Origin of the sequence: Streptomyces sp. NPDC046900, from assembly GCF_040644975.1 — a bacterium.
Lineage (GTDB): Bacteria > Actinomycetota > Actinomycetes > Streptomycetales > Streptomycetaceae > Streptomyces.
In genome coordinates this window covers 25972-48619 of the sequence record NZ_JBEYXD010000023.1, presented here as the reverse complement: position 1 = coordinate 48619, position 22648 = coordinate 25972, and the positions used below count along the sequence as shown (strand labels likewise).

At 71.2% G+C, this 22648-nt stretch carries 21 protein-coding genes; 18 read left to right on the top strand and 3 right to left on the bottom strand.

All coding sequences use genetic code 11. From position 1 onward, the window contains the following. Window positions 1–35 precede the first annotated feature (35 nt). From ABZ904_RS22945 to ABZ904_RS22885, 13 genes are all read left to right on the top strand, one after another. The gene (locus tag ABZ904_RS22945; protein ID WP_359394782.1) at window positions 36–767 is read left to right on the top strand and encodes an alpha/beta fold hydrolase; all 732 of its coding nucleotides are present in this window, start codon (window positions 36–38) and stop codon (window positions 765–767) included. A gap of 31 nt (window positions 768–798) precedes the next feature. After that, complete coding sequence (locus ABZ904_RS22940) at window positions 799–1623, top strand: SDR family oxidoreductase (RefSeq protein WP_361825310.1); 825 nt, start codon at window positions 799–801, stop codon at window positions 1621–1623. A gap of 65 nt (window positions 1624–1688) precedes the next feature. Then, entirely contained in the window at window positions 1689–4532 is a 2844-nt protein-coding gene (locus ABZ904_RS22935) for an amino acid adenylation domain-containing protein (RefSeq protein ID WP_360997221.1), read from the top strand. Between the two features lie 105 nt (window positions 4533–4637). Beyond that, complete coding sequence (locus ABZ904_RS22930; protein ID WP_360997223.1) at window positions 4638–5624, top strand: DUF2520 domain-containing protein; 987 nt, start codon at window positions 4638–4640, stop codon at window positions 5622–5624. Beyond that, window positions 5621–6661 carry a pantoate--beta-alanine ligase gene (gene panC, locus ABZ904_RS22925; RefSeq protein ID WP_360997225.1) on the top strand — a complete coding sequence of 347 codons (1041 nt, stop codon included), beginning with the start codon at window positions 5621–5623 and terminating at the stop codon, window positions 6659–6661. Before ABZ904_RS22930 ends, panC begins: the two co-directional genes overlap by 4 nt. Next, entirely contained in the window at window positions 6658–8376 is a 1719-nt protein-coding gene (locus ABZ904_RS22920) for an L-aspartate oxidase (protein ID WP_359394795.1), read from the top strand. The genes panC and ABZ904_RS22920 overlap by 4 nt, the downstream gene beginning before the upstream one ends. A 5-nt stretch (window positions 8377–8381) precedes the next feature. Then, window positions 8382–9359 (top strand): carboxylating nicotinate-nucleotide diphosphorylase, encoded by a 978-nt coding sequence (gene nadC / locus ABZ904_RS22915; protein ID WP_359394797.1) that lies wholly within the window; start codon window positions 8382–8384, stop codon window positions 9357–9359. 8 nt (window positions 9360–9367) lie between these two features. After that, the gene (locus ABZ904_RS22910) at window positions 9368–10165 is read left to right on the top strand and encodes a type III pantothenate kinase (protein WP_359394800.1); all 798 of its coding nucleotides are present in this window, start codon (window positions 9368–9370) and stop codon (window positions 10163–10165) included. A gap of 193 nt (window positions 10166–10358) precedes the next feature. Then, window positions 10359–11012 (top strand): hypothetical protein, encoded by a 654-nt coding sequence (locus tag ABZ904_RS22905; protein WP_359394803.1) that lies wholly within the window; start codon window positions 10359–10361, stop codon window positions 11010–11012. Window positions 11013–11113: 101 nt separating this feature from the next. Beyond that, the gene (locus tag ABZ904_RS22900) at window positions 11114–11293 is read left to right on the top strand and encodes a hypothetical protein (RefSeq protein ID WP_360997230.1); all 180 of its coding nucleotides are present in this window, start codon (window positions 11114–11116) and stop codon (window positions 11291–11293) included. 176 nt (window positions 11294–11469) lie between these two features. Then, window positions 11470–12006: a BlaI/MecI/CopY family transcriptional regulator gene (locus ABZ904_RS22895; RefSeq protein ID WP_360997283.1), complete on the top strand. Its 537-nt coding sequence runs from the start codon at window positions 11470–11472 to the stop codon at window positions 12004–12006. Window positions 12007–12015: 9 nt separating this feature from the next. Further along, window positions 12016–12549, top strand: a complete 534-nt coding sequence (locus tag ABZ904_RS22890) for an amino-acid N-acetyltransferase (protein WP_360997232.1) — start codon at window positions 12016–12018, stop codon at window positions 12547–12549. A gap of 251 nt (window positions 12550–12800) precedes the next feature. Next, on the top strand, window positions 12801–13139 hold the full coding sequence (locus tag ABZ904_RS22885; protein WP_360997234.1) for an Lsr2 family protein: 339 nt from the start codon (window positions 12801–12803) through the stop codon (window positions 13137–13139). On the opposite strand, the gene ABZ904_RS22880 is transcribed toward ABZ904_RS22885, so the two are convergent. Beyond that, window positions 13118–13726 carry an SCO3374 family protein gene (locus ABZ904_RS22880; RefSeq protein ID WP_360997236.1) on the bottom strand — a complete coding sequence of 203 codons (609 nt, stop codon included), beginning with the start codon at window positions 13724–13726 and terminating at the stop codon, window positions 13118–13120. The genes ABZ904_RS22885 and ABZ904_RS22880 overlap by 22 nt on opposite strands. 496 nt (window positions 13727–14222) lie before the next feature. Between ABZ904_RS22880 and ABZ904_RS22875 the strand changes: the two genes are divergently transcribed. Next, window positions 14223–16748: an ATP-dependent Clp protease ATP-binding subunit gene (locus tag ABZ904_RS22875; RefSeq protein ID WP_360997238.1), complete on the top strand. Its 2526-nt coding sequence runs from the start codon at window positions 14223–14225 to the stop codon at window positions 16746–16748. Window positions 16749–17152: 404 nt separating this feature from the next. Beyond that, a complete protein-coding gene (locus ABZ904_RS22870; protein WP_360997240.1) occupies window positions 17153–17851 on the top strand; it encodes a M23 family metallopeptidase in 699 nt (232 codons plus the stop codon). Window positions 17852–17858: 7 nt separating this feature from the next. On the opposite strand, the gene ABZ904_RS22865 is transcribed toward ABZ904_RS22870, so the two are convergent. After that, a complete protein-coding gene (locus ABZ904_RS22865) occupies window positions 17859–18458 on the bottom strand; it encodes a TetR/AcrR family transcriptional regulator (RefSeq protein ID WP_360997242.1) in 600 nt (199 codons plus the stop codon). A 166-nt stretch (window positions 18459–18624) separates the two neighbouring features. Here ABZ904_RS22865 and ABZ904_RS22860 point away from each other — a divergent pair, with 166 nt between their 5' ends. The 3 genes from ABZ904_RS22860 to ABZ904_RS22850 all read left to right on the top strand — a co-directional run bounded on the left by ABZ904_RS22860 (window position 18625) and on the right by ABZ904_RS22850 (window position 21255). Beyond that, window positions 18625–20208 (top strand): MDR family MFS transporter, encoded by a 1584-nt coding sequence (locus tag ABZ904_RS22860; protein WP_360997244.1) that lies wholly within the window; start codon window positions 18625–18627, stop codon window positions 20206–20208. A gap of 116 nt (window positions 20209–20324) precedes the next feature. Continuing rightward, the gene (locus ABZ904_RS22855; protein ID WP_360997285.1) at window positions 20325–20747 is read left to right on the top strand and encodes a helix-turn-helix transcriptional regulator; all 423 of its coding nucleotides are present in this window, start codon (window positions 20325–20327) and stop codon (window positions 20745–20747) included. 58 nt (window positions 20748–20805) lie between these two features. Beyond that, window positions 20806–21255 (top strand): VOC family protein, encoded by a 450-nt coding sequence (locus ABZ904_RS22850; protein WP_359394822.1) that lies wholly within the window; start codon window positions 20806–20808, stop codon window positions 21253–21255. Between the two features lie 46 nt (window positions 21256–21301). Here ABZ904_RS22850 and cseC read toward each other — a convergent pair whose 3' ends face one another. Continuing rightward, the gene (cseC, locus tag ABZ904_RS22845; protein WP_360997246.1) at window positions 21302–22642 is read right to left on the bottom strand and encodes a two-component system sensor histidine kinase CseC; all 1341 of its coding nucleotides are present in this window, start codon (window positions 22640–22642) and stop codon (window positions 21302–21304) included. Between the last annotated feature and the right edge of the window lie 6 nt (window positions 22643–22648).

Genomic DNA, 22648 nt, shown 5'->3' with positions numbered 1-22648 from the left:
GACGAGAACCGACGGCACGGGAGAGGCGCACTGAGATGACGACGAGCACCACCGCCACGACCCTGGTCTGCCTGCCCTTCGCGGGCGCGGGCGCCTCCTTCTTCCGCCCGTGGCAGCGCGTCGCGGGCGAGCGTCTGGCGATCCTGCCGCTCCAGCTTCCCGGTCGCGAGCGCCGTATCGACGAGGAGCCGTACACCGACGCCCGCACGGCGACCGAGGGCCTGCTCGGCGACCTGCGCGCCGCGCTCGCCGCCGACCCCGGACTGCCGCGCAGAATCGCCCTGTTCGGCCACAGCCTGGGGGCCGTCCTCGCCTACGAGCTCGCCCACCGTCTGGCCGCCGAGCCGGGCGGCACCGAACTCGGCCGCCTCTTCGTCAGCGGCTCCCCGCACCCGGCCGAACAGCGGACCCGGCGCGCCACGGGCCTGCCCGACGACGCGTTCCTCGCCCGCGTCCACGAGTTCGCCGGCTACACGCACGAGGCGCTCGACGACCCGGAGATGCGTGAGCTGATCCTGCCGACGCTGCGCGCCGACGTGGAGATGCACGAGAACTACACGCCCGCTGCCGACCTGCCGCTGCCCGCACCGCTCACCGTGCTGCGCGGCAGCCACGACGAACTCGTCAGCCGCGAGGAGGCGGCGGCCTGGGCGAAGGTCGCGGGCGCCGGCTTCCGGTCCGTCGAACTGCCCGGCGGCCATATGTACCTGACCGAGTCCGCGGGGGACCTGCTCGACGTCGTCTCCGCCGACCTCGACGCCAGGTGAACCGGACACCGAGCCGCGGGGGGAGCGAGCCATGCGCTTGAGGGGGAAGACCGTCGTCGTCACCGGTGCGTCCCGCGGCCTGGGCCGTGCCACGGCGGTGGCGTGCGCGGCCGAGGGCGCCGACGTCGCGCTGCTCGACCTCTGCGACGACCTGCCGGGGGTTCCGTATCCGCTGGGCACCGCCGGTCAGTTGGAGCACACCGCGGCGCTGTGCCGCAAGGCCGGTGTCGGGGTGCTCACGGCCCGCTGCGACGTGCGCGACCTGGCGTCCGTCGAGGAGGCGGTCGCGCTTGCCGAGGACCGGTTCGGCCCGCTCGACGGTGTGGTCAACAACGCGGGGATCGCGGCGCCCTCGGGCCGGCCCGCGCACGAGATCGGCGAGGACGAGTGGGCGCTGATGATCGACGTCGACCTCTCCGGGGCGTGGCGGATGATCCGTACGGTCGGCAAGGCGATGAGCGCCCGCCGGGCCGGCAGCATCGTCAACATCGCCTCCACGGCGGGCCTGGTGGGATACCGGCACTTCGCCGGATACGTCGCCGCCAAGCACGGCCTGATCGGGCTCACCAAGGCGGCGGCGCTCGACTACGCGCCCAGGAAGGTGCGGGTCAACGCCGTCTGCCCCGGCTCGGTCCGCGACGACCCGACCGCCGAGGGCCGGATGCTCGCCGAGATCGCGCGGGCCCTCGAGGTGCCGGTGAGCGAGCACGAGGAGACGTTCGTCGCGGCGCAGCCGATGAACGCGCTGATCGAGCCGGAGGACGTGGCGGCGGCCGTGGTCTACCTGCTGTCGGACGACGCCCGGCAGGTGACGGGGACGACCCTGACGGTGGACGGCGGGTTCACGGCCCGCTGAGCGGTGCGGCGGCACACGGAAGCCGGAAGTCGGACAGGCAAGGAACACGACAGGGAGGACACACCGTGCCAGGTGCACAGTGCCATGCGGTCCGCGTCTCGGTGACCGGGATCGGCGTACAGCGGCTGGAGGAGCGGCTGGCCGTCGCGGGCCCTTGGCGGCTGTGGGCGGACGACGTGCCGGCCGCACCGGCCCAGCCGCTCGCCGTACGCCGCCGCGACGCCGAACTGCACCGCCCGGTGACCCGGGGCGTGCGGTGCGTCCTGCTGCGCTATGCCGACGGCACGGCGGATCTGGTCGTCGTGGCACACCGGGACCGACTGGACGGGGCCGGTCTGCGCCACCTGGCGGAGGTGCTGACGGGGGAGCGCCCGCCGTCGCCCTGCCCGCGACCGGCCGGATCCCGCGCCGAGCCGCCGCCCATGGCCGACGCCCCGGACTGGGGTGGGGGCGATCCGTCCGCCACGGCCCACGGCACGCACCACCTCGACCTGCCGGTCCCGTACGCCACCACACCGGTGTCCCTCCGCCTGCCCGCACTGGCCCTGACCCTCGCCCGCTACGACGGCCACTGCTCGACGGGCTCGGCCACGGTCGCGATCTCCGGGGTGGCGAGAGCGCTGGAGTACGCGGTGCCCCCGTCGACCACGCTGCGGGAGCTGGGCACCGCGGAACCGGCGCGGGTGACCCGGGCCGTCCTCGCGGGCGTCCTCGAGGAGGCCGAGCCCGGCCCGGCCCCGCCGCTCGAAGCCGGGGCGCCCACGGCACAGGCCCGGGGTGCGGTGCCGGACCCGGACGGCCGGGTCCACGGCGTTCCGTCCGGTGGTGGCCCCGTGCCGGGCGTCAGCGGCGCCGGGCTGCGGGAACGGCTGCCCTGCCTCGCCCCGCCCTTCCCCCTCACGTTCGCCTTCTCGGCCCTTCCCGACGGCGGCACCCGGCTGTCCTGCTTCTTCTGGCACAGCCATGTCTCGCCGGCGGTCGCCGAGGGCTTCACCCGGCACTTCGGCGAGGTGTACCGGCAGTCGGCGCTCGCACCGGGGACGGCGGTCGCGGACGTGGATCCGCTCGACGCCGACGAGCGGGACCGCGTGGCCCGGCTCGGGCGGCCCGCGACCGCCCTCGTGCCCGAACCGGACACCCTGGCCGGGGCATTCGCGAGGGTGGCGGCCGCCACGCCTGATGCCGTGGCCGTCTGCGACGGCGAAGTGGAGTTCACCTACCGGGAGTTGGACGAACGCTCCGCCCGTATGGCCGCCGGGCTGCGGGCCCGCGGAGTGCGCCGCGGCGACCGCGTGGGCGTCTGCCTGGAGCGGACCGCGGAACTCGTCGTCACCCTGCTCGCCGTCGTCAGGGCGGGGGCCGCCTATGTGCCGACCGACCCGGCCTACCCCACCGAGCGTCTGGCCCACACCGTCTCGGACGCCGGGCCGCGCGTCGTGGTGACCCGCCTCGGCGGGTTCCCGTGCGACGGCGGGGTCGTGCTGCTGACCCCCGACGAACTGGCCGACGTCGCCCCCGCCGAGGGAGGGGAGCTTCCCGGCGCGGTTCCCGACGACCCGGCGTACGTCATCTACACCTCCGGTTCCACGGGCCGCCCCAAGGGCGTGATCGTGCCGCACCGCAACGTCGTCTCCCTGATCGACGCCACCCGGGACGAGTACCGGCTCGGCGCCGACGACACCTGGACGCTGTTCCACTCGGCCGCCTTCGACTTCTCGGTGTGGGAGATCTGGGGCTGCCTGCTGACCGGCGGACGGCTCGTCGTCGTCCCGTACTTCGTCACCCGCGACCCGGACGACTTCCGCGACCTGCTCCTCGCCCGGCGCGTCACCGTGCTCAGCCAGACCCCGTCCGCGTTCTCCCAGCTCCTCCAGGTCGACCACACCCGGTTGCCGGTCCGGCTCGTGGTGTTCGGCGGCGAGCCGCTGGACAGCCGCATGCTGCTCCCCTGGTTCGACCGGCATCCCGAGAACACCTGCCGCATGGTCAACATGTTCGGCATCACCGAGACGACCGTGCACGTCACCGCCCAGACCGTGACCCGCGAACTCGCCCTCGCCGGCTCCCGCTCCGTGGGCCCCGCCCTGCCGGGCTGGCATCTGTACGTCACCGACGAGCGGGGCCGCCTCGTGCCCCCGGGCGTCACCGGCGAGATCCGCGTGGGCGGCGCGGGCGTCGCCGCCGGATACCTCGGCCGGCCCGATCTGACCGCGGAACGCTTCCTGCCCGACCCGTACGCCCCCGGTCCCTCGGCCCGCGTGTACCGCAGCGGAGACCTGGGCCGGCTGCGCCCCGACGGACGGCTGGAGCACCTCGGCCGGATCGACAGCCAGGTCAAGATCCGCGGCTTCCGCATCGAACTCGACGAGATCCGCGCGGTCCTCCTGGAGGACCCGGACGTCGCCGCCGCGGCCGTCGTGGTGCGCCGCGACGACCCCGCCGACCCGGCCACGGCCCGACTCGACGCCTATGTCGTACCGGCCGACGGCGCGCCGGCCGCCGACCCGCAGGGCATCCGCAAGCGCGCCGCCCGCATCCTGCCCGAGCACATGGTCCCGGCCACGGTCACGGCCCTCGAACTCCTCCCGATGACGATCAACGGCAAGCTGGACCCGGCCCGGCTGCCCGCCCCGGTCCGCTCGACGGCGTCCGTGCGGCCCGGACCCGGACCTTCCGGCGACAGACCCGATGCCGGGCGTGACACCGGTCTCGCCGAGTCCCTCCGGGAGATCTGGGAGGCGGTCCTCGGCACGCCCGTGGGTCTCGACGACGACTTCTTCGAGCTCGGCGGCAACTCCCTGTTCGCCGTGCGTGTCAGCGCCGCCCTGCGCGCCCGCGGACTGCCGTCACTGCCGCTGCGCGACCTCTACCGGACCCCGACGATCCGGGCCCTCACCACCGCACGCTGAACGGCGATCCGGCCCTCCCCAAACCGCCCCGAACCCCAATCGCGTTAACATGACGAGAAATCGTCCGGTACCCAGCGCGGACTGGAACGGGAAGGCCACCGTCGAGTGAGTACATTCCAGCAGCCAGACCCCAAGGACCGCCCCGCGCGGCTCACCGTGGGCGTGGTCGGAGCGGGCCGGGTGGGGCCCGCGCTCGCCGCGTCGCTGCAGCTGGCCGGGCACCGGCCGGTCGCCGTCTCCGGGGTCTCCGACACCTCCAGACGACGGGCGGCGCTGATGCTCCCGGACGTGCCGGTCGTCCCGCCCGCCGAAGTCCTGGACCGTGCCGACCTGGTCCTGCTGACCGTCCCCGACGACGTCCTGCCGGGCCTGGTGGAGGGCCTGGCCGAGACCGGGGCCGTACGCCCGGGGCAGCTGCTGGTGCACACCTCGGGGCGGTACGGGGCCAAGGTGCTCGACCCTGCCCTGCGCGCCGGGGCGCTGCCGCTCGCGCTGCACCCCGCGATGACCTTCACCGGCACCCCGGTCGACGTCCAGCGCCTGGCCGGGTGCTCCTTCGGCGTCACCGCGCCCGAGGAGCTGCGGCTGGCCGCCGAGGCGCTCGTGATCGAGATGGGCGGCGAGCCCGAGTGGATCGCCGAGGAGCGGCGCCCGCTGTACCACGCGGCCCTCGCGCTCGGCGCGAACCACCTCGTCACCCTGGTCGCCGAGTCCATGGAGCTGCTGCGCGCGGCGGGCGTCGAGGCCCCCGACCGGATGCTCGGCCCGCTGCTCGGCGCCGCCCTGGACAACGCCCTGCGCTCCGGCGACGCGGCCCTGACCGGCCCCGTCGCGCGCGGCGACGCGGGCACGGTCGCCGCGCACATCACCGAGCTGCGCGAGCACGCCCCCCAGGCCGTGGCCGGCTACTTGGCGATGGCCCGCGCGACCGCCGACCGGGCCCTTGCCCATGGACTGCTCAAGCCCGAGCTCGCGGAGGACCTCCTCGGGGTACTCGCCAACGGCACCCACCTGCCCGGGAGCCCGGAGGAGTCCGGGACGCCGGAGAACCCCGAGGACCCCGAGAACCCTGCGAACGGGGAAGACCGATGAGCCGACGTCCCTTCGAACTCGTCCCCACGGTGGACGACCTGCGGTACGTCCAGGACCACTACGCGGCGCCGGGGCGCACCGCCGTCGTGATGACCATGGGCGCCCTGCACGAGGGCCACGCCAGCCTGATCCGGGCGGCCCGGAGGCACGTCGGCGGCAAGGGCTTCGTGATCGTCACCGTCTTCGTCAATCCGCTGCAGTTCGGCAAGGGTGAGGACCTCGAGCGCTATCCGCGCACCCTGGACGCCGACCTCAAGGTCGCGGAACAGGCCGGGGCGGACGCCGTGTTCGCCCCCTCCGTCGACGAGGTCTACCCCGGTGGCGAGCCCCAGGTCCGGATGTCTGCGGGAGCCATGGGCGAGCGCCTCGAAGGGGCCTCCCGCCCCGGCCACTTCGACGGCATGCTCACCGTCGTCGCCAAGCTGCTGCACCTCACCCGCCCCGACGTGGCCCTGTTCGGGCAGAAGGACGCCCAGCAGCTCGCTCTCATCCGCCGGATGGTGCGCGACCTGAACTTCGGTGTGGACATCGTCGGCGTGCCCACCGTGCGCGAGCCCGACGGCCTGGCCCTCTCCAGCCGCAACCGCTACCTCTCGCCCGCCGAGCGATACACCGCGCTCGCCCTGTCCCGCGCCCTGTTCGCGGGCCGCGACCGGCACGCCGCCCAGGAGGCCCTGCGCGCGCGTGCCCGTGAGGTGCCCGCCACGCGCGCGCGTGCCGAGGCCCTCAGCGCGATAGGCGAGTCGCGCGCCGCAGCCGACGCGCACGCCGTCGCCAAGGCCGCACCCGGCGGTCCGGCCGCCGTCCGCGCGGCCGCGCGTCTCGTCCTCGACGAGGCGGCGCAGCTGGACCCGCCGCTGGTCCTGGACTACCTGGCCCTGGTCGATCCGTCCGACTTCACCGAGATCCCCGACGACTTCGCCGGTGACGCGGTCCTCGCCGTGGCCGCCCGGGTCGGGACGACCCGGCTGATCGACAACATCCCCCTCTCCTTCGGAGCCCCCGAGCCCGTCGACCCTCACGGAGCCGCCTTGTGACCAGCACAGGCATACGACTGCACGCGCCCGCACCGGGCTGGTCCATCTCCGCGGACGTGGTGGTCGTCGGTTCCGGCGTCGCCGGCCTCACCGCGGCCCTGCGCTGCGAGGCGGCGGGCCTGAGGACGGTCGTCGTCACCAAGGCACGTCTCGACGACGGTTCCACCCGCTGGGCACAGGGCGGTATCGCGGCGGCGCTGGGCGAGGGCGACACCCCCGAGCAGCACCTGGACGACACGCTGGTCGCGGGTGCGGGGCTGTGCGACGAGGAGGCGGTGCGCATCCTGGTCACCGAGGGCCCCGACGCCGTACGCCGGCTCATGTCCACCGGCGCCCACTTCGACACGGACGACGAGGGCGGCATCCAGCTCACCCGCGAGGGCGGCCACCACCGCCGCCGTATCGCGCACGCAGGCGGTGACGCGACCGGCGCCGAGATCTCCCGGGCGCTCGTCGAGGCGGTGCGCGCGCGTGGGCTGCGCACGATCGAGAACGCGCTGGTCCTGGACCTGCTGACGGACGCCGAGGGGCGTACCGCGGGCGTGAGCCTGCACGTCATGGGCGAGGGCCAGCACGACGGCGTGGGCGCCGTGCACGCGCCCGCCGTGGTCCTCGCCACGGGAGGCATGGGCCAGGTCTTCTCCGCGACCACCAACCCGTCGGTGTCCACGGGCGACGGAGTGGCGCTCGCCCTGCGCGCCGGCGCCGAGGTCAGCGATCTGGAGTTCGTGCAGTTCCACCCGACCGTGCTCTTCCTCGGCCCGGACGCGGAGGGCCAGCAGCCGCTGGTCTCCGAGGCGGTCCGCGGGGAGGGCGCCCACCTCGTCGACGCGGACGGCGTGCGCTTCATGGTCGGACAGCACGAGCTGGCCGAACTGGCGCCCCGGGACATCGTCGCCAAGGGCATCATGCGCCGCATGCAGGAGCAGGGCGCCGAGCACATGTTCCTCGACGCCCGCCACTTCGGCGCCGAGATGTGGGAGCACCGCTTCCCGACGATCCTCGCCGCCTGCCGCGCCCACGGCATCGACCCGGTCACCGAGCCCATCCCGGTCGCCCCGGCGGCCCACTACGCCTCCGGCGGGGTGCGCACCGACGCCCGGGGCAGGACGACCGTGCCGGGCCTGTACGCCTGCGGCGAGGTCGCCTGCACGGGCGTCCACGGCGCGAACCGGCTCGCCTCCAACTCCCTCCTGGAGGGCCTCGTCTACGCCGAGCGCATCGCGGCCGACATCGCGCGAGAACGGGCCGAGGAGGGCCTGCACGCGCGCGTGCCCGAGCCCGTGCCGTATCCCGACCGGCCGGCGCACCCGCTGCTGGCCCCGGAGGACCGCTTCGCGATCCAGCGGATCATGACGGACGGCGCAGGGGTGCTGAGGTCCGAGCAGTCGCTCCGGACGGCCGCCGACCGCCTCCAGCGGCTGCACTCCGAGGCCCGGGACGCTCTGGACGAGAACGGCAAGACCTCGGAGCCCGGCGTCGACACCTGGGAGGCCACCAACCTCCTGTGCGTGGCCCGGGTACTGGTCGCGGCCGCCCTCCTGCGCGCGGAGACCCGCGGCTGCCACTGGCGCGAGGACCACGCGGACCGCGACGACACCGCCTGGCGCCGCCATATCGTCGTACGGCTCAATCCGGACCGGACGCTGGCCGTCCGCACCACCGACACCGCAGACTTCCCCCCTACCCGGCAGCACCGTCCCCAGGAGCAGTGACAGAAGTGAGCACCCCCGACCTTCCCCTCGTCCCGAGCGGCGGCTGCGGCGACGGCTGCGGCTGCGGAGCGGACACCGACGAGGAATACCTGGAGTGCGGGCTCGACCCCGCGCTCGCCCAGCTCCTGACCGACGCCGGACTCGACCCGGTGGAGGTCGAGGACATCGCCAACGTCGCCATCCAGGAGGACCTGGCCCACGGCGTGGACGTCACGACGGTCGCGACGATCCCCGAGGACGCCGTCGCGACGGGCGACTTCACCGCGCGCCAGGCCGGTGTGGCGGCCGGCCTCAGGGTCGCCGAGGCGGTCATCTCGGTGGTCTGCTCGGACGAGTTCGAGGTCGAGCGGCACGTGGAGGACGGGGACCGGGTGGAGGCCGGTCAGACGCTCCTGACCGTCACCACCCGCACCCGTGACCTGCTGACCGCCGAGCGCAGCGCGCTGAACGTGCTGTGCCGTCTGTCGGGCATCGCGACCGCCACGCGCGCGTGGGCGGACGCCCTGGAAGGCACCGGGACGCGGGTGCGGGACACCCGCAAGACGACACCGGGCCTGCGGTCCCTGGAGAAGTTCGCCGTCCGCTGCGGCGGCGGCGTCAACCACCGGATGTCCCTGTCGGACGCGGCGCTGGTCAAGGACAACCACGTGGTGGCCGCGGGCGGTGTCTCGCAGGCCTTCAAGGCGGTCCGCGAGATGTTCCCCGACGTGGCGATCGAGGTCGAGGTCGACACCCTGCACCAACTGCGCGAGGTCGTGGACGCGGGTGCCGACCTGATCCTCCTGGACAACTTCACGCCGGGCGAGTGCGAGGAGGCGGTGGCCATCGTCGCCGGCCGCGCGCTGCTGGAGGCGTCGGGCCGCCTGACCCTCGAGAACGCGAGGGCCTACGCGGACACGGGCGTCGACTTCCTGGCGGTGGGGGCGCTGACGCACTCCTCCCCGATCCTGGACATCGGCCTGGACCTGCGAGCGGCGGAGTAGGTAGGGCCATGCTGCTGACCATCGACGTAGGCAACACGCACACGGTCCTGGGCCTGTTCGACGGCGAGGACATCGTCGAGCACTGGCGCATCTCCACGGACGCGCGCCGCACGGCGGACGAACTGGCGGTGCTCCTCCAGGGCCTGATGGGCATGCACCCGCTGCTCGGCGAGGAGCTGGGCGACGGCATCGACGGCATCGCCATCTGCTCGACCGTCCCCTCCGTGCTGCACGAACTGCGCGAGGTCACCCGCCGCTACTACGGCGACGTCCCCGCGGTCCTGGTGGAACCCGGCATCAAGACGGGCGTCCCGATCCTGATGGACAACCCGAAGGAGGTCGGCGCCGACCGCATCATCAACGCGGCGGCGGCGGTCGAGCTCTACGGCGGTCCGGCGATCGTCGTGGACTTCGGTACGGCGACCACGTTCGACGCGGTCTCGGCGCGCGGCGAGTACACGGGGGGCGTCATCGCCCCCGGTATCGAGATCTCCGTCGAGGCCCTCGGCGTCCGCGGCGCCCAGCTCCGCAAGATCGAACTGGCCCGGCCGCGCGCGGTGATCGGCAAGAACACGGTCGAGGCGATGCAGGCGGGCATCGTCTACGGGTTCGCCGGACAGGTGGACGGCGTGGTGAACCGGATGGCCCGTGAGCTGGCGGAGGACCCGGACGACGTCACGGTCATCGCGACCGGCGGCCTGGCCCCGATGGTCCTGGGTGAGGCCTCGGTGATCGACGAACACGAGCCGTGGCTGACCCTGATCGGTCTGCGGTTGGTGTACGAACGGAACGTCTCCCGTATGTGAGCGCCCCGCGCCCGGCAGGGGCGCGGGGCCGTGGCATCGCACGGCTCCGCCGCCGGCCGCACACGACGCGCAGTCGCGTGCGGCCGGCACCGCCGACGGCGAACGGACGCGCCTCGCCCCCACCTGAGGGAAACCGGAAGCGACACGACAGCCTGGTAGGTCGGCTTTGTCCGATTAGCGGTAGCGTCCCCGCATGCCCACGCCATACGGATCCCGCGGCGGCCTGGCGTTCGGCACGGAGGAGCTGTACGTGCTCCGCCGTGCCCTCGCCCTCGCCCTCCAACCTCGCACCGCTTCCGCAGAGGACGTCCAGGACTGCCTCCGCCTCGCCGCGTCCGTCGACGAGGCGGTGCGGGAGGGTGCCCGCCTGAGGACCTTCCTGGTGGCGGACCTCGCGCGCTACCGTGCCGCCCTCCCCGGTGCCGCCGTCGGCTACCTCACCCTCCTGGACGACGCCCTCTGCGCCGGCCACCGCCCGGCCCCCGACGACCTCGCCGCCTTGCGCGCCCTGCGCGGCACACCGGCCGCCGCCGCCCTCCTGGAGCGCTGCCGAGCCGTGGCCGAACTCGACGCACGCGCCCAGCCGACGCCCCGCAGGGCGGTCATCCCCGCCTCCCGTGCCCGGCTCACGGCCCTTCCGGGCGGCCGCGCGAGCGGAGAGGAGCCGGCCGAGGAGCCGGCCCGCAAACCCGGCGACAAGCCCGCCGAGAAGCCGGGGAAACCCGGTCCGCGTCCCGAGCCCGGGACCCCGCGCCCGTCGCGCCCCATCCCCACCCCCGGCGAGGTCTTCCCGCCGAAGCGCAAACCCGGGCCGCCGCACGCGCAGCGGGAGCTCGCCGTCGGCTGACCCGCAGCGAGGCGCCGCGCCCGTACCCGCCCCACCTGCCGCAATCCGGTAACGCCGACCCGACCGGGACCGATCGGACAGGCCCTGGCTACTCTGGTCGCATGGACTACGTCTCCGCGCTCGTACCCCCGGTCGTCATGGCCGTGTTCTTCATCGGACTCATCAGGGTGATCGTGAAGACCCAGGGCGGCGCCAACAAGGCCAAGGAGGACGCGGCCGTCGACGCGGCCCTCGCCCATGCCGAGCATGCCCACAAGGGCGCTCGGGACGCCGGGGTCTGACCCGGCCGGCGCGCATCGGCGGGCCGCCGCGTTCCAGGTGTCTCCAGCCCACCCGGGCGTACGACTCGTGGATCCTTCGAGTCGTACGCCCTTTTTGTTGCGTTTCGCCACGTAAGCGCACGTCCGGCAGGCCGTGGATGACTTCTCCCACTATTGTGCTGAACGTGCCTCGCCCATTGGGAGAACTCGAAGACGCGGTCATGACGCGGGTGTGGAAGTGGAACCGCCCGGTGACCGTTCGAGAAGTCCTGGAAGACCTTCAACAGCAACGGTCCATCGCGTACACCACCGTGATGACCGTTTTGGACAATCTCCATCAGAAGGGCTGGGTCCGCCGAGAGGCGGAAGGCCGTGCCTATCGATATGAGGCGGTCTCCACCCGTGCCGCCTACGCGGCGGCCCTGATGAACGACGCCTGGTCGCAGAGCGACAACGCGGCCGCCGCACTGGTCGCCTTCTTCGGCATGATGAGCGACGAACAGCGGCAGGCCCTGAGCGACGCCGTACGCATCGTGCAGGGCCCGGAGAGCCGGGAGTCGTCGAGTACGGAAACGCCGGGCGCCCAGGATGCCGAATCCCCCGAATCGAGCGCACGTCCGGGTGGTGCCGAGGGGAGCGGCGGCGAGAACCCCGCCGGGAACCCCGGGGAGAACCCCGCGGAGATGCCTGACGAGAACAACCCCGCCGCTGCCGAGGACGACACCGGGCGATAGCGTCCGCCCATGCCGGCAGAGAGCACCGAAGCCACCACGAAAGCCATCACTGTCCGACGGGCCAGGACGAGCGATGTCCCCGCGGTGCGCCGACTGCTCGACGCCTACGTCCGGCGCGGCATCCTGCTCGACAAAGCGACGGTGACGCTTTACGAGGACATCCAGGAGTTCTGGGTGGCGGAACGCGACGACAGCAGCGAGGTCGTGGGCTGCGGCGCCCTGCACGTCATGTGGGAAGACCTGGCGGAAGTGCGCACTCTGGCGGTGAACCCCGGGGCCAGGGGGCTCGGTGTCGGGCGTCAGTTGCTGGAGAAGTTGCTGCAGACCGCCCGTTGGCTCGGGGTTCGCCGTGTTTTCTGTCTGACCTTCGAAGTGGACTTCTTCGGGAAGCACGGCTTCGTGGAGATCGGGGAGACACCGGTGGACAGGGATGTCTACGCGGAGCTGATGCGTTCCTATGACGAGGGTGTGGCGGAGTTCCTCGGTCTCGAACGAGTGAAACCGAACACCTTGGGCAACAGCCGGATGCTTCTGCATCTGTGATCGCCAAGTGATCGCCCGCGACTATTCAGCCGTGCTTCAGCCGGACGACCTTGCCCGGGTTCCCTATGTCCGAAACGCGTATCTTTCCGCTCTCAGGGGCGTCCACTGACCTCTCCCAGAGGGTTTGTGTTTTTCCAGCAAAAGCGGTTTGCTTTCCGACGTACTGCAGTACTGCATATAACAGGGGACGCGAAACGGGCGGCACAGGCCGCAGACCCTCGGCCCTGAAGATATCGATGAAAGGAAATCCGGTGGCACAGAAGGTTCAGGTCCTTCTTGTCGACGACCTCGACGGTGGCGAGGCGGACGAGACCGTCACGTTCGCGCTGGACGGCAAGACGTACGAGATCGACCTCACGACCGCCAATGCGGACAAGCTCCGTGGCCTTCTCGACCCTTATGTGAAGGGTGGTCGTCGTACCGGTGGCCGTGCGTCGGGCGGACGCGGCAAGACCCGTGCCGCGGCTTCCGGCGGCAGCCAGGACACCGCGCAGATCCGTGCCTGGGCGAAGGAGAACGGTTACGAGGTCAACGACCGCGGCCGTGTGCCGGCGTCCATCCGCGAGGCCTACGAGAAGGCGAACGGCTGAGCGCTCGCGCTCCTCAGCCGGACCCGGTGGCACTGCGTTGCCATCGTGTCGACCAGACGTACCAGATCGGGGGCGCCCCCACCGCCCCGTACGGCCGACAGCGCCGGCAACAGCAGTTCGACGTCGCATCCCGGCTCGGGGGGCCGCAGCCAGACGGCGGCCCCCTGTGAATCGTTGCGGCCCAGGGGAAGCGACCGGGATTCCGGGATGCCGTCCGGATCAGACGGCACCTTCGTCAGGGGGCGTCCCGGCGGCAGCGGAGCCTCCATGTGCCCGCCCTCCCCGGTCGCCATGAGATCGAGGGTCACAGCGCCCCACTCCAGCCAGTCGAGCAGCCCAGGCACCTCCGCCGCGCTGCCCGCGGCCACCAGCAGCCGCATCCGCCGTCCGCACAGTGCCACCGGCGACGAGGGCCCCAGATGCCGCAGTGCGGCGTAACCGGCCTCCGCGGGCACTTCCAGGACATCGAAGCGCACACCCGTCACCAGCCGCACCGGCTCTCCGGGCAGGGTCTCCCAGCGCAGTTCCCGCTCGTACCAGTGACGCACCGCACCGCTCGCGCCGGACGCCGTCCCGGGCGGCGGCATGGCGACAGGCGGGGGTGGCGCTGAGCGCCCCGACGAGAGGTGGCGGTCAGGCGACGGGCGGGCCATGTCAGGAGCAACAGCGGAAGTCCGTTCGGGGTTACTCTATGTATCGAGCTCGTTGCGCAAAGTGCCGAAAATGGGGACGTCAAGGGGTGTTCGGCGGCGCAAGGATGTTCGCCCGTAGCGGAGGGAACCGGTGTGCACGGCATGGAGTGTCAGTGCGTGCGGGTAAGACATCCCTAGTGGGAGGGGGCGTCGCGGAGGAAAGGCGGTCTCACGTTCGCCAACGGCGTACTGGCGAGTGGGGTATCTGCCTGGCCTGCGGGAACATCGTCTCGCACCATCGGGTTGGAGCAGATGTCGGCGTTCGGGGTCAGGAGGCCAAGGACGGTGTCGGCAGTTGGAATGAGCGGTCCCCGCTTGCGGGACTAAGCTGCGGAAGGACAGCGAGGGGAGCGTCCCCTCACTGCCTGACCGCTCTGAGGAGCGATTAACGATGTTCGAGAGGTTCACCGACCGCGCGCGGCGGGTTGTCGTCCTGGCTCAGGAAGAAGCCCGGATGCTCAACCACAACTACATCGGCACCGAGCACATCCTCCTGGGCCTGATCCACGAGGGTGAGGGTGTCGCCGCTAAGGCCCTGGAGAGCCTCGGGATTTCGCTCGAGGCGGTCCGCCAGCAGGTGGAGGAAATCATCGGCCAGGGCCAGCAGGCGCCCTCCGGCCACATTCCCTTCACTCCCCGTGCCAAGAAGGTTCTGGAGCTGTCGCTCCGCGAGGCCCTCCAGCTCGGCCACAACTACATCGGCACGGAGCACATCCTGCTCGGCCTGATCCGTGAGGGCGAGGGCGTCGCCGCCCAGGTCCTGGTCAAGCTGGGCGCAGACCTCAACCGTGTCCGCCAGCAGGTCATCCAGCTGCTGTCGGGCTACCAGGGCAAGGAGACCGCCACCGCCGGCGGACCGGCCGAGGGCACCCCCTCGACCTCCCTCGTCCTGGACCAGTTCGGCCGGAACCTCACCCAGGCCGCTCGTGAGTCCAAGCTCGACCCGGTCATCGGGCGCGAGAAGGAGATCGAGCGGGTCATGCAGGTGCTGTCCCGCCGGACCAAGAACAACCCGGTCCTCATCGGCGAGCCCGGCGTCGGCAAGACGGCGGTCGTCGAGGGCCTGGCCCAGGCCATCGTCAAGGGCGAGGTGCCCGAGACCCTCAAGGACAAGCACCTCTACACCCTCGACCTGGGCGCACTGGTCGCCGGCTCCCGCTACCGCGGTGACTTCGAGGAGCGCCTGAAGAAGGTGCTCAAGGAGATCCGCACCCGCGGTGACATCATCCTGTTCATCGACGAGCTGCACACGCTGGTCGGTGCGGGTGCCGCCGAGGGCGCCATCGACGCGGCTTCCATCCTGAAGCCGATGCTGGCCCGCGGTGAGCTGCAGACCATCGGTGCGACCACGCTGGACGAGTACCGCAAGCACCTGGAGAAGGACGCGGCCCTCGAGCGCCGCTTCCAGCCCATCCAGGTCGCGGAGCCGTCCCTGCCGCACACCATCGAGATCCTCAAGGGTCTGCGCGACCGTTACGAGGCGCACCACCGCGTTTCCATCACGGACGAGGCCCTGGTCCAGGCGGCCACCCTCGCCGACCGCTACATCTCGGACCGCTTCCTGCCGGACAAGGCGATCGACCTCATCGACGAGGCCGGTTCCCGGATGCGCATCCGCCGGATGACCGCTCCGCCGGACCTGCGCGAGTTCGACGAGAAGATCGCGGCCGTCCGCCGGGACAAGGAGTCCGCGATCGACTCCCAGGACTTCGAGAAGGCGGCGTCTCTCCGTGACAAGGAGAAGCAGCTGCTCGCCGCGAAGGCCAAGCGGGAGAAGGAGTGGAAGGCCGGCGACATGGACGTCGTCGCCGAGGTCGACGGCGAGCTGATCGCCGAGGTGCTGGCCACCGCCACGGGCATCCCGGTCTTCAAGCTCACCGAGGAGGAGTCCAGCCGGCTGCTCCGCATGGAGGACGAGCTCCACAAGCGGGTCATCGGCCAGGTGGACGCCGTCAAGGCGCTCTCGAAGGCGATCCGCCGTACGCGTGCCGGTCTGAAGGACCCGAAGCGTCCGGGTGGTTCGTTCATCTTCGCGGGCCCGTCCGGTGTCGGTAAGACCGAGCTGTCCAAGGCGCTCGCCGAGTTCCTCTTCGGTGACGAGGACGCGCTGATCTCCCTCGACATGTCGGAGTTCAGTGAGAAGCACACGGTCTCGCGTCTCTTCGGTTCGCCCCCCGGTTACGTGGGCTACGAGGAGGGCGGCCAGCTGACGGAGAAGGTGCGGCGCAAGCCGTTCTCGGTGGTCCTCTTCGACGAGGTCGAGAAGGCCCACCCGGACATCTTCAACTCGCTGCTGCAGATCCTGGAGGACGGTCGTCTGACCGACTCCCAGGGCCGGGTCGTGGACTTCAAGAACACGGTCATCATCATGACGACCAACCTCGGCACCCGGGACATCTCCAAGGGCTTCAACCTCGGCTTCGCCGCCGCGGGCGACACGAAGAGCAACTACGAGCGCATGAAGAACAAGGTGTCGGACGAGCTGAAGCAGCACTTCCGTCCCGAGTTCCTCAACCGCGTCGACGACGTGGTCGTCTTCCCGCAGCTGACCCAGACCGACATCCTGGCGATCGTCGACCTGATGATCGGCAAGGTCGACGAGCGGCTCAAGGACCGGGACATGGGCCTCGAGCTCGCCCAGTCCGCCAAGGAGCTGCTGGCGAAGAAGGGCTACGACCCGGTGCTGGGCGCCCGGCCGCTGCGCCGCACGATCCAGCGCGAGATCGAGGACACGCTGTCCGAGAAGATCCTCTTCGGAGAGCTGCGTCCGGGCCACATCGTGGTCGTCGACACGGAGGGCGAGGGCGACGCCAAGACCTTCACCTTCCGCGGTGAGGAGAAGTCGGCACTGCCGGACGTCCCGCCGATCGAGCAGGCGGCCGGTGGCGCCGGACCCAACCTGAGCAAGGAGGCGTAAACCCTCCGAGGGTTTCGCCGAAGGGGCTGCCCCGGGACTTCGGTCCCGGGGCAGCCCTTTTTCCATTCCTTCGTTTCCCCGCGGATCTCCCGGTACTCAGTGACCGATCCATGACGGAAGGCAGGCCCGGCAAACGGCAGCGGTGACATGCCGCACACGCGAACCGGGTGGTACTAGGCGCACTAGTCGAGCGTCCGGCGAATAAAGGGGACATTTCCTTCTCCGAACCGGGGTGAGGGCCCGAGTGTGCCTTGTCAGATGCGTGCCCGATATCTACGTGTGGTGTCAAGTGGTCCAAATCATCCGCACTGATTACGAACTATCACCGTAGATCGTGAATTTTGGCATCAGCCCATTCAGCGGTTACCAAGGAATGGTCAAGTCCCCGACCTCCGAGGTTCCGCATGTCGAAGCGCGCCCTGTCTCTTGTGACCCGTACGTTCCGATTCCGCAACCGCGTCGCCGCTCTGGCCGCCGGTGTAGGCGCCTCGGCCGTGCTGGGCGTCGGGGTCGCGGCCGCAACCGGTGCCACCGAGGACAAGGCCCCCACCGAGGCCGTCGCCGCGAAGGTTCCTGTCCAGGCGAAGGCGCCCGCCAAGCCCGCCGAGGCGAAGCCGAAGGCTCCCGCGCGCAAGGCGCCGGCGAAGCCGAAGGCTCCCGCGCGCAAGGCGCCGGCGAAGCCGCCCTCCTGGGTGGGCCCGGTCGGCCACTACACGCTCTCCGCCAGCTTCAACCAGTCCGGCGGCATGTGGAACTCCACGCACAGCGGTCAGGACTTCGCGGTCCCGAGCGGGACGGACATCGTCGCCGCGCACGGCGGCACGGTCGTCAAGGCCGGCGGCTACGGCGCGGGCGACGGACCCGCGTACGGCAAGGCCGTCGTCGTCAGGCATGCGAACGGCATGTACTCCCAGTACGCCCACCTCTCCCGGGTCGACGTCAGGGTCGGCCAGACGGTCGGCACCGGGCAGCACATCGCGCTCTCCGGCAACACCGGGAACTCCAGCGGGCCGCATCTGCACTTCGAGATCCGTACGAGCCCCGACTACGGGTCCGCCGTCGACCCCGTCGCCTTCCTGCGGTCCCAGGGCGTGTCGCTCTGAGCCGCCGCTACTGGGCCTGCGTGCCCGAATGAGCCTGCGTGACGAGGTCTATGGCCACCTCGAGGACCGCCTTGCGCTTGTCCTCGGGATCGCCCTCGACCTCCTGGAGGACGAACATCCCCGCGTGCATCGTGAAGAGCGCGCTGATGCAGCGGACCTGGTCGGTCAGTGACGAGTCCGGGTCCCTGATGATGTCGCGCATCTGCAGCATGCGGTCCTTGAACTGGTTGCCGATGCTCAGTTCCCGGACGGTGGCCTGGTTCTCCTGCATGAAGCGGAAGAGCGGGGCCGCGCCGGCCAGCGCCTCGCTGTAGCGGCGCAGCACCTCCTCCTTGGTCCGCAGGCTGTGCGGCTGCCCCTTGGCCCACTCGATCAGCTCGTCGATGGGCCGGGAGAGGTCCTCGAAGATGCTGACCAGGATCTCTTCCTTGGTCTTGAAGTGGTAGTAGAGCGCCGCCTTGGTGACGTCCAGCTGCTCGGCGATCTCCCGCAGCGAGGTCTTCTCGTAACCCTGCCCGGCAAAGAGTTCGAGCGCCACGTCCTGGATGCGCTGGCGCGTGTCCCCGCGCCGCTGCCGCTTGGTGCCGTCCATGGTGGTGCCGCCCATCGCCGTACTCCTCGCACTTCCGATACCGACTTGCCTGCCCGACCGGCGGGCCCGCCGAAACTTACTTGACGCCCGGCTAGTTACGGGGCTACCTTCCCAAGTGTAGTCAACTAGCCGGTCGGCAAGTAAGTGCCCGAGCGGCACGCGGTACCAGGGGAGTGGGAGCATGGCGGACAACGCGGCACCGGCGGAAGCCGGGAAACAACCACGGAGCGTGCGGGTCGTCCTGCTCGCTCTCATGATCACCATGATGCTCGCCATGCTCGACAACATGATCGTGGGCACCGCGATGCCGACGATCGTGGGCGAGCTCGGTGGGCTTCAGCACCTGTCGTGGGTGGTGACCGCGTACACACTCGCGACCGCCGCCTCCACCCCGCTGTGGGGCAAGCTCGGCGACATGTACGGGCGCAAGGGCTCCTTCATGTCCTCGATCGTGATCTTCCTGATCGGATCGGCGCTCAGCGGCATGGCGCAGGACATGGGCCAGCTCATCGGCTTCCGTGCCATCCAGGGTCTCGGCGCCGGTGGCCTGATGGTCGGCGTCATGGCCATCATCGGCGATCTCATTCCGCCGCGGGAGCGTGGCAAGTACCAGGGCATGATGGCCGGCGTCATGGCGCTCGCGATGATCGGCGGCCCGCTGATCGGCGGCACCATCACCGACCACTGGGGCTGGCGCTGGGCGTTCTACATCAACCTGCCGCTCGGCGTCGTCTCCCTGGCCGCCATCAGTGTCGTACTGCACCTGCCCAGGATGCGCTCCAAGACGCGGATCGACTACCTCGGCGCCCTGCTGCTGACCGTCGGCATCACCTCGATCGTGCTGGTCACCACCTGGGGCGGCACCGAGTACGCGTGGACCTCCGCGCGGATCATGGAGCTGATCGGGATCGGCGTCGCGGCGCTCATCGGATTCGTGTTCTGGCAGACCAAGGCCGCCGCGCCGGTCGTGCCGCTGCACATCTTCCGCAGCCGCAACTTCTCGCTGATGTCGGTGATCGGCTTCATCACCGGTTTCGTGATGTTCGGTGCGGTGCTGTTCCTGCCGCTGTACCAGCAGTCGGTGCAGGGCGCCTCCGCCACCAACTCCGGTCTGCTGCTCCTGCCGATGCTGGGCGCGATGCTCGTCGTGTCGATGATCGCCGGACGGGTGACCACCAACAGCGGGCGCTACAAGATCTTCCCGGTGGCCGGCAGCGCGCTGATGATCACGGGTCTGTTCCTGCTCTCCCAGATGGACACCGGGACGAGCCGGTTCACCTCCGGCGTGTACATGGCCGTCCTGGGCGCCGGCATGGGCTGCCTGATGCAGATCACCATGCTGGTGGCGCAGAACAGCGTCGAGATGCGGGACATGGGTGTGGCCTCGTCGACCACCACCCTTGCCCGGACCCTCGGCTCCTCCTTCGGCGTCGCGATCATGGGCGCCCTCTTCAACAACCGGGTGCAGCACGTGATGGCCGAGCGGACCGGCGCCCTCGGATCGAAGATCACCGAGCAGTCCGCGCAGCTGGACGCCAAGAGCCTGGAGAAGCTGCCGGCGGCGGCCCGTGAGGCCTACCAGTACGCGGTGTCGGCGGGTACGCACTCCGCGTTCCTGCTGGGTTCGGTGGTGGCCGTGGTGGCGCTGCTGGCCGCGGTGTTCGTGAAGGAGGTCCCGCTGCGCGGTGCGGGGCCCAGCAAGCAGGCCGAGACCACGGCAGGGGACGCCGTGGATGCGCAGCCGACGGTTGCAGAGGCCGTCTGACCAGCGCGAATCTCGGCTCCTGAAGGCCCCCGGTGTCGTCCGCCCCGGGGGCCTTCCCCTGTGCGCGCCGAGGCCCGTTGTCAGGGCTCCGTGGCAGCATCGAAACCGTGGACAAGATGCGGCAGCTGCGGCTCGCCAAGGACGCGATGGACCGGGACTGGGCCGACCCGGACCTCGATCTCGACGCCGTCGCCGCACATGCCGGGTACTCGCGCTACCACTTCATACGGGCCTTCAAGGCGGCCTACGGCGAGACACCCGGCCAGTACCTGACCCACCGGCGGATCGAGCGGGCCGAGGACCTCCTGCGCACCGCGAACCTCACCGTGACCGAGATCTGCCACCTCGTGGGATTCAGCAGCGTCGGCACGTTCTCCGCCCGGTTCAAGGCCTGGACCGGCCTGACCCCCAGCGAATACCGGACCAAGCACGTGGGCCGCGGGGCCGCGCTCATCCCCGGGTGCTACGCGATGCTCTGGGCCGGTGGCTTCCGTCCCGGGTCCACCGCGCAGGACCGCAATTCCGGAGAAGCGCCCTGAGACCCGTGCTGCCTACCGTGGCAGCGCAAGCAACCCCCGCGCATCCGGGAGAACGACCATGATCAAAGGCCTTGCCATCACGACCGTCTGGGTCCTCGACCAGGACCGGGCCAAGGAGTTCTACACACAGAAGCTCGGCCTCGAGGTCCGTACGGACATGACCATGGGGGAGGGCGGAATGCGCTGGCTCACCGTCGGTGCCCCCGACCAGCCCGACGTCGAGCTGACGCTCATGGTGCCGGGGCCGCCCGCGATGGACCCCGAGTCCGCCGAGATGATGAAGAAGCTCGTGGCCAAGGGCGCCCTGGGCGCCGGTGTGCTGGCCACCGACGACATCCACGGGGACTACAAGAAGCTCAAGGACCGCGGGGTGGAGTTCCTCCAGGAGCCCCAGGAGCGCCCGTACGGCACCGAGGCGCTCTTCCGGGACGACTCCGGCAACTGGTTCTCCTTCACCCAGCGCCGGGAGGACGGCGGCCTGGACCTCGACAAGGAGTGGGCCTCCTAGGGCTCCGCGATCCCTCCGGCGGCGGGTCCGCGCGGGTCCGCTCGGCTCAGCCGCCGGAGAGCGGCAGGATCGGGAAGCTCCCGGTGTTCGTCGGCGCGTGCTCGGGCAGCCACAACACGGCGACCGCGCCCTCGGCCGGTACCTCCTCCGGCGCCCCGCCGGGGCGGATGTTGCGGAACGTCAGGCGCGCGCCCAGCACGCGCGCCTGGCCCGCCGCGATCGTCAGCCCCAGGCCGTGGCCGACGCCCGAGCGGTCGGAGCGGCCCGTGCGGAACCGCTGCGGACCGTCCGACAGCAGCTCCTCCGGGAAGCCGGGACCGTGGTCCCGGACCCGGATCACCCGGCCCTCGACCGACACCTCGATCGGCGGCTTGCCGTGCCGCGCGGCGTTCGCCAGCAGGTTGAACAGCACACGTTCCAGCCGGCGCGGGTCGGTGGTGACCTCCGACTCGTGGATCACCCGGACCTTGGTGTCCGGATCCCTCGCGGCCACCCGCCGGCTGACGAACTCACCGAGCATGATGTCCTGCAGTTCGGCGCGCTCGGACGCGCCGTCCAGGCGGGCGACCTCCAGGACGTCCTCCACCAGCGTCCGCATGGCCTTGGCACGGTCCAGTACGAGTTCGGTGGGGCGGCCGGGCGGAAGGAGCTCCGCCGCGGTGAGCAGGCCCGTGACGGGGGTGCGCAGCTCGTGGGCGATGTCCGCCGTCACCCGGCGCTCCGCCTCCAGACGCTGTTGCAGCGCGTCCGCCATCGCGTCCACCGCGCGTGCCAGATCGTCGGTCTCGTCGCGCACGACCCCGCCGATCGCCTCCCGCACTCGGACGTGGGCGTCGCCGGCCGCGACCCGGTTCGCCGCGGCCGCCGCCTTGCGCAGCCGCCCCGAGAGCTGGCCGCCGATGAGGACCCCGAGCGCCGACCCGCCCAGTACGACCGCGATCGAACCGATGAGCAACGCCTGGTCGAGGTCCTTCATCACCTCGGCGCCGCGGTCCGTGAACCGGGTGTGCAGGGACAGCACCCGGCCGTCCTTGAGCGGCAGGGCGGCCCAGATGTCCGGCACGCCGTGCGCGCCCTCCGACACATAGGTGGCCCGCCGGCCCTCCGCGACCTTGTCCAGCAGGTCCTGCGGGATGGTCGGGTCGTCGACCTTGACCCCGAAGGCCAGGGTGCGCCCCGACTCGTACATGCGCTGGGCCACCTGGATCCGCTCGTCCGCGAGGTCGCGCGAGTTGTTGAGCATCGAGACGCTCGCCGCGTTGTGCACGACGAGGCTCAGCGCGATCGCGACCATCGCGCCGACCAGGGCGATGGCCGCGCTGAGCTTCCAGCGCAGGCCCGTGCGTATGGCGTCGTCCGGGATCAAGCGTCGAAGGAACCGGCGCATACTCCC

Excerpts from the sequence above, each read along its gene's own strand:
- ABZ904_RS22945 (WP_359394782.1), top strand. The coding sequence starts at position 36 with ATGACGACGAGCACCACCGCCACGACCCTGGTCTGCCTGCCCTTCGCG.
- ABZ904_RS22940 (WP_361825310.1), top strand. The coding sequence starts at position 799 with ATGCGCTTGAGGGGGAAGACCGTCGTCGTCACCGGTGCGTCCCGCGGC.
- panC (WP_360997225.1), top strand. The coding sequence starts at position 5,621 with ATGAGCCGACGTCCCTTCGAACTCGTCCCCACGGTGGACGACCTGCGG.
- ABZ904_RS22910 (WP_359394800.1), top strand. The coding sequence starts at position 9,368 with ATGCTGCTGACCATCGACGTAGGCAACACGCACACGGTCCTGGGCCTG.
- ABZ904_RS22905 (WP_359394803.1), top strand. The coding sequence starts at position 10,359 with ATGCCCACGCCATACGGATCCCGCGGCGGCCTGGCGTTCGGCACGGAG.
- ABZ904_RS22900 (WP_360997230.1), top strand. The coding sequence starts at position 11,114 with ATGGACTACGTCTCCGCGCTCGTACCCCCGGTCGTCATGGCCGTGTTC.
- ABZ904_RS22890 (WP_360997232.1), top strand. The coding sequence starts at position 12,016 with ATGCCGGCAGAGAGCACCGAAGCCACCACGAAAGCCATCACTGTCCGA.
- ABZ904_RS22880 (WP_360997236.1), bottom strand. The coding sequence starts at position 13,726 with ATGCCGCCGCCCGGGACGGCGTCCGGCGCGAGCGGTGCGGTGCGTCAC.
- ABZ904_RS22875 (WP_360997238.1), top strand. The coding sequence starts at position 14,223 with ATGTTCGAGAGGTTCACCGACCGCGCGCGGCGGGTTGTCGTCCTGGCT.
- ABZ904_RS22870 (WP_360997240.1), top strand. The coding sequence starts at position 17,153 with ATGTCGAAGCGCGCCCTGTCTCTTGTGACCCGTACGTTCCGATTCCGC.
- ABZ904_RS22865 (WP_360997242.1), bottom strand. The coding sequence starts at position 18,458 with ATGGGCGGCACCACCATGGACGGCACCAAGCGGCAGCGGCGCGGGGAC.
- ABZ904_RS22860 (WP_360997244.1), top strand. The coding sequence starts at position 18,625 with ATGGCGGACAACGCGGCACCGGCGGAAGCCGGGAAACAACCACGGAGC.
- ABZ904_RS22855 (WP_360997285.1), top strand. The coding sequence starts at position 20,325 with ATGCGGCAGCTGCGGCTCGCCAAGGACGCGATGGACCGGGACTGGGCC.
- ABZ904_RS22850 (WP_359394822.1), top strand. The coding sequence starts at position 20,806 with ATGATCAAAGGCCTTGCCATCACGACCGTCTGGGTCCTCGACCAGGAC.
- cseC (WP_360997246.1), bottom strand. The coding sequence starts at position 22,642 with ATGCGCCGGTTCCTTCGACGCTTGATCCCGGACGACGCCATACGCACG.